Source organism: Bacillus sonorensis NBRC 101234 = KCTC 13918 (assembly GCF_001592005.1).
Lineage (GTDB): Bacteria > Bacillota > Bacilli > Bacillales > Bacillaceae > Bacillus > Bacillus sonorensis.
In genome coordinates, this window is the sequence record NZ_BCVZ01000041.1 from 1 (window position 1) to 10,019 (window position 10,019).

Here is a 10,019-nt window from a genome sequence, read left to right on the forward strand (position 1 = left end):
CTCTGTCATGATCGCCGCGACAGATCCTGGGGAAACGCCGTTTTTCCTGAGCAGCCTCGCAGTCTGATTTGCTTTTTCATTCAGCTCTCTGTACGTCATCCTTCGGCTGCCGAACACGAGGGCTGTACGGTCAGGGGTTTTCTCCGCCTGTTCCTCAAACAGCTGATGAAGCGTTTTGTCTTTTGGATAATCAGTTTTGGTGTCATTGAATTGATATAAAAGGATATTCTTTTCTTCGTCTGACACAAGGTCGATTTCGCTTAATGTTTTTTCTTCGTGTTCAGCCACCTGTTCTGCGACGGCAATCAAGTGCTTTTCAATGTTATTGATGATGTCTTCGCCATAAACATTTCCGTCATAGATAAGCAGCAGCTTTAAGCGGTCGTCAAGCCCGGCGGAAATGCTGAAACTATAATTTGTTTGTTCTTCTCCGTCGAGGCTATTGATTTCAAATCCTAAATCATTTCTCTGTTCAAACGCTTTTTGATCTACTGCATAGTTTTCAAATACCATCACGTGATCGATCAGATCATGTTTTAATTCGCTCAGCGATTGAACCTCCGCCAAATTCAAGTAATTGTAGCGATTGCTCTCTAAAGCGTCGGCCTGGGTGATTCTTAAAACATCCTTAAAACTCTTGTCTCTTTCCAGTCTGACTCTGGTCGGGATTGTATTGATGAAGACGCCGACCATTTTTTCAATTCCTTCGACCTCGGCATCCCTTCCCGAGACGACGGTTCCAAACACGACATCTTCGCTGTTATTGTATTTGGCCAAGACAATGGCCCAAATGCTTTGCAAGACGGTATTGATGGTCACATGATTTCTATTTGCCAATTTCATGATGCGGTTTGTCAGTTCTTTGGAGCACTCAATCGTTTTTTCTTTTCTTTTATATACGCCAGCTTTAGAGTGCGTCCGCAGTTTTGGAATCAGCGCTTTTTGATCATAGCCCTCTAAATATGTTTCCCAATATTCCTGCGCTTGTTCCATGTCCTGGCTTTCAAGCCATTTGATATAGTCGCTGTATGGCCTCGGTTCCTCCAAGTGATGATCGTGGCCTTTCCGTTTGGCTTCATAAATCGCAAACAGCTCATTCAATATGATTCCCAGACACCAGCCGTCAAGCAAAATGTGGTGGTATGTCCAGACAAATTGATATGAATCCTCAGTCACCCTGATGAGGCAGGCTCTCATCAGGGTTTCTTTGGCTAGATCAAACCCCTTTTGTTTATCTTCTTGCAAATATCTGTTCAACATTCCGTCTTGGTCATGTTGATTACGAATATCACGATATTCAAATTTTATTTTCCGATCTTGAATGATGACGTGCAGCGGCTCCTCCAATTTGTAAGTAAATGACGCTCTTAATATCTCATGCCGTTTCATCACTTCATTCAGGCTGTCCTCAAATAACTGTTCATCTACATAGCCTTTTATACCGATGATAAATTGCTCGAAATAGGCATTTGAAGCTTTATCCTCCATGGCATGAAACAGCATTCCTTTTTGCATGTTTGATAACGGATATATTTTCTCAACTTTGGTTTTCATATTGTAATCTCATCTCCTAGAATTCCTTAGTTTTCTAGATCCATATCATCTGGGCTGCCGCCGGAAAAAACGGACCCGGCAGCAGCGCTTTTCGATCATGTCCCGGATGTTTCACCGCGAATCGGAACATACCCTCAGTAGAAATTAGCTGTCTACAGATTCATATTCATTCAATAATTCATCAAGATCTTTCAATGAGATTTTGTCGTAGCCGTAGTCAGAAGACGTTTTTTCGGTTTCATTTTTGTTTATGCAGTGATTGATAACCGTTTGAAGACTTTCTTTATATGTTTGATTAAAATCCCTGATCCTCTGTTCGGCGTACTCGTATCCGTTAAATGTCGTACTGATGATGAGTTGATGATTCACAACGACTGAATCGATCTCAACGGAGGCATCTCTTGCACTTTTTTCCCCGATGCTTTGACCTGCCGGAAGCTTTGATGATGAAAATTGTTCAGTTGTCATATCATGATCGATTTCACCAAGATAATTAAATAATATCGGCGGCCTCTCATCCTTCAATAGCTCTTCGTCTTTTGTCAAATACTTGAGGATGCCGTAGCCAATTCCGTTATTTGGTATTTTTCTTAATGCTTCTTTCACCATCTTTATGGTCATGGCCAGCCCGGTTTCTTCTTCTAAATCGATGAATACGGGATATATGGAGGTAAACCAGCCTACTGTTCTGCTGATATCGACACCCTGCAAAACGTCTTCCCTTCCATGCCCTTCCATAAGGATTTTAAGCTTGTTTTCTCCCGTCAGCTCCCTTATAGAAATCAACAAAGCTGTTATCAGGATGTCGTTAATTTGCGTATTGTATGCTTTATGCGTCTCTTTCAGCAATCGTTCAGTCTCTGTTCTGCTGAGGGACACTCTGAGTGTTTTGCTATTTTCATAGTTATGGTTTGCTGCCTCGTGTTTTTTAGGGATAAACTCCATCTTTCCTTTTGAAATCTTTCGCCAATACGCTTTTTCTTTCGCTAGCGTTCTGCTATGGGCATACTCGATGAGTTTTTCTGAAAACGTTTTGTACGAATCGGTTTTATAGCCAAGCTCAATGGCTTTGCCCTGCAATGCTTGACTGTATGCCGCTCCAAAATCCTCGAACAGGATTCTCCAAGACACCCCATCCACTGCAAGATGGTGAATGACCATGAGAAGATGGTCACCATGACCCGTTTTAAAAATACATATTTTAACCATTTTCCCCGCTTGAATCGAGATGTCTTTTTGAATGTTTGTCGCTGTCTGATATACGGCTTCCTCCAGGTTCGCTTCCGTTTTCATATCATAGACATACAAATCGAAGATGCCGGCTTCCAAGCCCCGGTTATGCTGAACCATTTCACCGTTTTTCTCTTTATATATCATCCTTAATGCGTCATGCTGTTCGACAAGTTTATGGAGAACCTTTTCGACGATCTTTTCATCGAAGCCGGTTTCTCTGTAAAGCATAAAAGCCTGATTATAATGGTCTTGCTCTTCTTTGTTCGCTTCAAAAAACGACCGTTGGATCGGGGTCAGCGGTACTTCTCCTTGAATGATTTCGTTGTTTCTGCGTGTTTTCGCTTCTTTTTTCACATATTTGCTGAGCTGTTTAATGGCAGGATTGGTAAACAGATCTTTTACCTGAAGCTTCAGATCGGCTCTTGATAATTTTGAAACGATCTGCAGAGCCTTGATCGAATCTCCCCCGATTTCAAAGAAATTATCATTGATTCCGATTTTGTCTCTGTCCAGCACTTCCTGCCAAACGGCGATCAGCTTTTCTTCCGTTTCATTTCGGGGCGCTTCATATTCGCTTGCTGTTTTGACGTCTTCGTCCGGTTCAGGGAGTGCTTTTCGATCGACCTTTCCGTTTGGTGTGAGAGGCATCTTGCTGATTTGAATAAAATAGGAAGGGATCATATAGTCCGGCAAGTGATTGGACAAATATTCTCTTAGTTCATTTGTATTTATGTTCTTTTGAGCGGTAATATAAGCGCACAGGTATTTATAACCCTTGCTGTCTTCTCGATCAATGATGACAGCTTCGCTTATCTCCTGCTTATCGAGGAGTCTTGCTTCAATTTCACCGATTTCTATTCTAAAACCGCGAATCTTTACCTGGTGATCGATTCTGCCCAGGAATTCGACATTTCCATCTGGCAGCCATCTCGCCAGGTCTCCCGTTTTGTACATCTTCCTCCCGGCTTCAAAAAGGTTGGGAACAAACTTTTCCCTGGTGAGTTCAGGATTGTTCAAATATCCTCTTGCAACCCCTTCGCCTCCAATGTACAGCTCGCCATAGACTCCAACAGGCTGTGGATTTAATGAAGAATCCAATATATAAAATGCTGTATTGTCAAGCGGTTTTCCTATCGGCGTATTCGCAATGTCCGGGATGTTGTCCAATTGTTCTTCATAATAGCCGGAATCAACGGAAGCTTCAGTGACGCCATAGCTGTTGATGATTCTCATGCTTTTTCCGTACTGTTCCACAAGCCACTTATAATCTTTGATCGCACAGTTATCAGACCCCATGATCAGAAGTTTCATGCTGCTTATATCCAGCTGATGATGATGGATATATTTCATAAAAGGGATCACAAAGCTTGGTGTCGATTCAAACATATGAATGCTATGTTTTTTTATCATTTCATATAACAGATTCATTTCCAGCTTTGCATCATCCGGCACAATATACATCGTGCCGCCATTGAAGAGACTTCTGCATAATTCTCCGGCAAATACATCAAAAGAAATGCTGGCCAGCTGAAGGAGATTCACTTGACATTCCGCCAATTCATAGTGCTTTTTCCATGTGTAGTGGGCATGAATCAAGTTTCGATGCTCCACCATAACACCTTTCGGATTGCCTGTTGTTCCCGATGTATAGATGACATATGCCAAATCACCGGAAGTATTGACAGGCCTCAGATTGCTTCCATCGGAATCATAAGCATCCGATTGGCTGATATCGAGGATCTCGCCTGTAAAGCTGATGTTGCCGATAAGATGGTTTTGAATAAGCAATACATCAGCGGCGCTGTCTTTAAGCATATATTCGATTCGTTCTTTCGGATACCCCGGATCCAGCGGGAGATATGCCCCTCCGGCCTTGAGGATCGCCAATATTCCTGTTACCATATCCAATGACCGATCTGCCATTATTCCGACGATGGACTCCCGGCCCACGCCTTTTTTCCGCAACGTTCTAGCCAATTGATTCGCTTTTTCATTTAATTCGCGGTAGGTTAAGGTTTGATCTTTAAAGACTACTGCCGGCCGATTCGGCGAATGTTCCGCCTGTTCTTCAAACAATGTCGGCAAAATCCCTGTCGGATGTTCGGTCTTCGTATCATTGAATTGATAAAGTATCTTGTTTCGTTCCTCTTCTGAAAGCATATTGATTTCGTTTAATGTCTTGTCCGGCTGATTGGAAATATCCTCCAAGATATGAACGAAATGCTCCGCCAACGTCTGTACAGTCTCTTTTTTAAACAGTTTTGTGCAAAATTCCAGATGAAAAGTGATTCCGTCTGCGGTTTCCGCCGCTGCTAGAGACAGATCGAATTTTGCAATATCAAACTCCATGTGGCATGTTTCAAAATCGAGTCCGTCTATTTGCGGCTCTGCATTTTCCAAGGCCTGCATGTCAAACATCGTGTCAAACAACGCATTTCTGCTGATGTCCCGTTCCAAGTCTAATGTTTCTACCAGTTCATCGAATGGATAGTCTTGATTTTCATAAGCATTTAGCGTATGTTCCTTCACTTCTTGTAAGTACTTAACAAATCTGGTGCGGCCTTTTGGATAGTTCCGCATGGCAAGCGTGTTGACAAACATTCCAATCGTGTTTTCCAATTCATCGCGGGATCTTCCCGCAATCGGCGAACCGACGATCACATCTTCCTGTCCGGTATATTTTGAAAGGAGTACAGTATAACCGGCTAACAGGAGCATGTACATCGTAACGCCATGTTCTTCAGCGATTCTCTTCAGTTTTTCGGTCAGCTTATCCCCGATGTTAAATGCGATGCGGTCGCCTTCATAGCTTTGCAATTGCGGCCTTTGATAGTCGGTCGGCATGTTGAGAACGGGGATGTCGCCTTGAAATACATGGAGCCAGTATTCTTCCTGTTTTTTTATACTGTCTTTTTGATAGGCTTCTCTTTGCCACTCAGAATAATCTTTATACTGAATGGTTAATGGCGGCAATTGCTTTTCTTCATATAAAGCGGCCCATTCCTTCATGAATATCCCCACCGACACCCCGTCTGAAATGATATGATGCATATCAATCAGCAGGATATGTTCATCCGCTGCCACCCTAAGCAGTTCTGCTCTAAGAAGGGGAGCTTTTTCCAGATCAAATGGCTGAATAAATTGATTCATTCGTTCCCGGAGGTTCTGATTTCCCAAATCTCCGTATTTCATTTTAAAATTGACATTCTCTTCTATTTTCTGGACGGGCTCGCCGTCTAATGTAACAAAGGATGTTCTGAATCCTTCATGTCTGTCGATTACTGTTTTTAAGGCATTTTCAAGCTTTACCGCCTGGAGTCCGCCCTTTATCTTTAGGGCGAATGGCATGTTGTATGCCGTTTGGCCGTCTTCAATTTGGTTCAGGACATACAATCTTTTTTGAGCCGATGAAAGAGGGTAATACTCTTTGTTCTCGGCTTGTTTGATTGGCGAATGAATCTTTTTATGTTTTTGGCTGATATGTGCCGCGATGTCTTTAATTGTCGGGTAACTGAATATTTCCTTCAACGTCACTTCCGCATTCAATTCTTTTTGAATTTTAGCGGCCAATGAAAAAGCTTTTAATGAATGTCCTCCGATTTGAAAGAAGTGATCGTTAATGCCGATCTTTTCTTGGCCCAGTATATCCTGCCAGATCAATAAAAGCTTTTCTTCCGTTTTATTTCGTGGGGCTTCATAAAACGCTTCTGCAAGCGCCCTGGAATCAGGCTCAGGCAATGCCTTGACATCCGCTTTTCCATTGATGGTACGCGGAATCTTATCCAGCTTTACGAAGTATGACGGAATCATGTACTCGGGAAGGTCCTCCGCCAAAGATTGTTTGATTTGATCGATCGACGCGTCTTTGTTTTTTAATGTCATGTAAGCACACAAATATTTATCGTTCTGATCGTCTTCCCTGGCGATGACGATCGCTTCATTTATATCGCCGTTCTTTAGTAACCGGTGTTCAATTTCTTCGAGCTCGATCCGATAGCCGCGGATTTTAACTTGATGATCGATTCTGCCTAAAAATTCGATGTTTCCGTCTGGGAGCCATCTCGCTAAATCTCCTGTGCGGTACACTCTCTCGCCTGAGGCGTCCAATATAAACGCCGCGTCTGTCAATTTTTTGTTATTCACGTACCCCCGGGCAAGACCGTCTCCTCCGATCAGCAGTTCACCCGGTATTCCAACCGGCTGCGGCCGGCCGTATTGATCGGCGATATACACCTTATAATTGGTTAATGGTTTGCCGATTGGAATGCTTGTTTTATTACGATCATCACCGCTTAATTTATAATAAGTTGCACAAACCGTTGCTTCCGTCGGGCCGTAGGAGTTATAAACATCGGCGTTTTTTATGATATGTTCTATATATTCATATTTTAAAACGTCTCCTCCGCTGATAAATTTCATATGCGGATGGAAGGTTAGATGTTTATTTTTATCGATTTCATTTAATAAAAGCGGAGAGCAGGTAATAAGTGTCACACGATGCTTGCTGATCATTCCAACCAGTTCATCGATATTCAAATCGCCGATTTTTTTGCTGATCACAAGCCGCCCGGAGTTTGCCAAAATCGGATACAGTTCTTCTGAGAATGCATCAAACGAAAATGATACCACTTGAAGCACAGTATCGTTTTCATGTAAAGGAACCCTTTTTGTAAATGAATGAATATAGTTAATGACATTACGGTGAGTCGTCATCACGCCTTTTGGTCTGCCGGAAGAACCCGATGTATAAATGACATATGCTAAATCGGAAGCATGGTTTAGAGTTGGAGGGTTTTCTTTGCTGAAAGGCGCGCTGTCTTCAATGGTCACCAACTGAAACCCGTCTATTTTGGATTTTAAATGCTCCTGCACCACGATAGCATCTGCCCCGCTGTCTTCCAGCATATATTTGATTCTGTCTGCCGGATAGTCCGGATCGATCGGCAGATAAGCTCCCCCTGCTTTTAAGATCCCCAAAATCCCAATGATCATCTCAAGAGAGCGCCCGGCCATGATTCCCACGATCGTATCGGGCTTTACTCCGTTTTTTCTGAGCAGCCAGGCCAATTGATTGGACGCTTCGTTAAGCTCCCGGTATGATAACTGTTCGTCTTCAAATATGACCGCGGTATGATCAGGGGTCTTTTCAGCCCGCTCTTCAAACAGTCTATTGACTGTCATATTCTGCGGATAGTCCGCTTTCTCAAGATTGAAAGTATGTAATACGGCGTTTTTTTCTTCTGCAGAAATCATCCTGATTTCGCTCAGCTTCCGTGCGGGATGATAGACAGCATCGTTTAAAATATTCAATAGGTGGCGTGCCATTCTTTTGATCGTTTCTTTTTTATACAGTTTCGTGCAATATTGGAAATCCAGCTTGATATGATCCCCATGATGAAACGCCGTAAGGCTTATATCAAATTTCGCGACATCAAATGGAAAATGGTATGTTTCCAGATTCAATCCGCCGGCTTCACATGTGAAATCATCAGGATTTTGCAGATCAAACATCGTGTCAAACAGCGGGTTTCGGCTCATGTCTTTTTTCAGGTTTAATGTTTCAACCAGTGTATCGAATTGATAATCTTGATTTTCATAGGCGTTTAATGTATTGTTTTTTACTTGATTTAAGTATTCAGTGAATGTCATGTCGCCTTTTGGACAATTTCTCATTGCAAGGGTGTTGACAAACATTCCGATCGTATGTTTCAAATCGGCATGCGATCTTCCCGCAATTGGAGAGCCTACAATGATATCTTCTTGTCCCGTGTATTTTGAAAGCAGTATCGTATACGCCGCCAATAGGACCATATACATCGTAGCTCCGTTTTCTGCCGCTATGCTTTGAAGCTTTTCAGTGATGTCTTGATCCAGCTCAAAAACGGTCCTGTCCCCTTCAAAGCTTCTGATTTTTGGCCTTGCGAAATCAAGCGGCATATTCAAAACCGGTATTTCCCCCTGAAAAACATTCAGCCAATATTCCTCCTGCTTTTTCAAACCGCCTTTCTTCTCGATTGCTCTCTGCCATTCAGAATAATCTTTATATTGCAGCGTCACAGGAGATAATTCTCTGCCTCCGCAAAAATCGGCGAGTTCTTTCATTAAAATTCCGATAGAGACGCCGTCTGATACAATATGGTGCATGTCAACCATCATCATATGCTCAGCTTCACTGATTTTTACGATTTCGACTCTTAAAAGCGGTGCTTTTTCTAAATGAAACGGTTTGATAAACCTCCCGATTCTCTCCTGAATGCTTTCTTGTCCCAATTCGCCGTATTCTACATGAAACTCAACGTCTTGTTCTATTTTTTGTAGCGGTTCGCCATCAAATGTGACAAAAGAGGTTCTGAACGCTTCATGTCTGCGGATTAACTGTCTCCATGCCAGTTCAAACTGACCGACTTGAACATCGCCTTTTATTTTTACAGCTAAAGGCATGTTGTATGCCGTTCCGCTGTCGTCAAGCTTATTTAAAATAAACATCCTCTTTTGTTCCCTTGATAAGGGGTAGCACCCGTTTTTGGTTAGATCCGCTTTCGGAATGCCGTGCTCCTTTTTTTCTTCGGCGTTTTTAAGAACGGCTATGATGTCTTGTTTATATCTCTTTATTTTTTGTTTTAACTCAGCCGTCAATAATTCCTGCGGACCAATGATTTTGATTTTTCCTTCGTTATGATATAAGAAGATATGTTTCTTTTTTAAATCATTTATGAAGTCTATTATACTCATATCAATCATCACTCCATTCATCAGACTAGCAGCGCTAAAATATAGATTGTGCAACAAAAGGCAGCTGTACAATCTATCACCTGAAGGATAGATTGTACAGTGCGGGTAAATTCGGAAATGTCGTTATGGCCAACTGAATATAATGACTCCATAAGCAAGCTCCATCATTTGCTTATCCCATCATTTTCAAGGCTTATATTTCTTCCTCTGCGTATTCCATCATGACGGCTGTTTCAGCGTCACCGTTAAATACGAAACCGGCTAAGCTTTTGACAGTCGGATTCTGAAAGAACGTACTAATCCTCATATTGATGCCAAAAGCTTTATTAATAGAATGGACGGCTTGCATCGCTTTCAGCGAATTGCCTCCCCTTTCAAAGAAGTGGCAGGAAATCCCCATTCGCTCTGTCCCGAGAACTGTTTCCAATATGGAAAGGATTTGTTTTTCGACAAAGTTCCTTGGCTCCTCATATTCCCTTTCTGCACCAGCGCTTCTGTCC

At 42.4% G+C, this 10,019-nt stretch carries 3 protein-coding genes; all 3 read right to left on the reverse strand.

What is annotated here, in order from left to right; all coding sequences use genetic code 11:
* Window positions 1-1,554 (reverse strand): condensation domain-containing protein (locus BTR1S_RS21195; protein WP_141231122.1); only part of this gene is annotated, 1,554 nt, incomplete at its 3' end.
* A 144-nt stretch (window positions 1,555-1,698) separates the two neighbouring features.
* On the reverse strand, window positions 1,699-9,519 hold the full coding sequence (gene bacB, locus BTR1S_RS21200) for a bacitracin non-ribosomal peptide synthetase BacB (protein ID WP_029418460.1): 7,821 nt from the start codon (window positions 9,517-9,519) through the stop codon (window positions 1,699-1,701).
* 193 nt (window positions 9,520-9,712) lie between these two features.
* Window positions 9,713-10,019 (reverse strand): phosphopantetheine-binding protein (locus BTR1S_RS21205; RefSeq protein WP_141231121.1); only part of this gene is annotated, 307 nt, incomplete at its 5' end.